Origin of the sequence: Mesorhizobium sp. M4B.F.Ca.ET.089.01.1.1 (assembly GCF_004022605.1) — a bacterium.
Classification (GTDB): domain Bacteria; phylum Pseudomonadota; class Alphaproteobacteria; order Rhizobiales; family Rhizobiaceae; genus Mesorhizobium; species Mesorhizobium abyssinicae.
Genome location: NZ_RZOS01001076.1, coordinates 1 through 742, shown reverse-complemented (window position 1 = coordinate 742; position 742 = coordinate 1). Strand labels below are relative to the sequence as shown.

1 protein-coding gene is annotated in these 742 nt (G+C 57.1%); it reads left to right on the top strand.

Annotation, left to right across the window (positions count from 1 at the left end; all coding sequences use genetic code 11):
• On the top strand, positions 1-650 hold a 650-nt coding region (locus tag EN780_RS36110; protein WP_128276589.1), incomplete at its 5' end, for a M24 family metallopeptidase.
• Between the last annotated feature and the right edge of the window lie 92 nt (positions 651-742).

The following is a 742-nucleotide window of genomic DNA, read 5'->3' as shown; positions in this document are numbered from 1 at the left end:
GAAAGATTGTGGACAGGGCCATGCAGGTGGGCCGGCTCGAGATCGCTCCTGGCGCACGCGAATGCGACGTGGGCGCCGCCATAGTTAATGCTTTGGTCAAGGGCACTCCGGAAATCCCGGGCGGTGTTTGCGCCTTTCCAACTATGCCGGTTGGCGCTCCCGCCAATGCGCCGCATCTTTCGTGGTCTGACGCGAGCTATAAGATGGGCTGTCAGACTAACTTCGAGATTGGCGCCTTCCGACACCGCTATGCCTGCGCCTTGTCCCGGACGGTATTTTTGGGCGAGCCAACCGCTCGCGCGCGGCACCTACATCAAGCCGCTTTGGACGGCTTTCTCGCGCAGGTCGAAACGATACGGCCTGGAGTTGCGTGCTCTGAAGTTTCGCAAGCGTTCCAGCGCGCCTTTAAACCATACGGCGTGCGGAAGGAATCCAGAAGCGGCTACTCCATCGGCCACGGTTGGGTCGACGGCGGAATCAGCTTCCAGGTGGACGACGACACCGTGATTGAACCTAACATGACCTTCCACGTTCTCATCGGTATTTTTGAGAAGGATGACGGCTACGTCTTCAGTGAGACTGTCCGAGTGACTGAGAACGGCGCGAAGTCGCTAAGCAATATGTCACGCGATTTGTTGGTAAATTGCTGACTTTAAGCATAGCGGCCGGCAAGGTTCTCGTTGACTTCGGATTCCGAAAGGATTCCTGATGGCCAGGACGGATTTTCGACACAGAACGTACG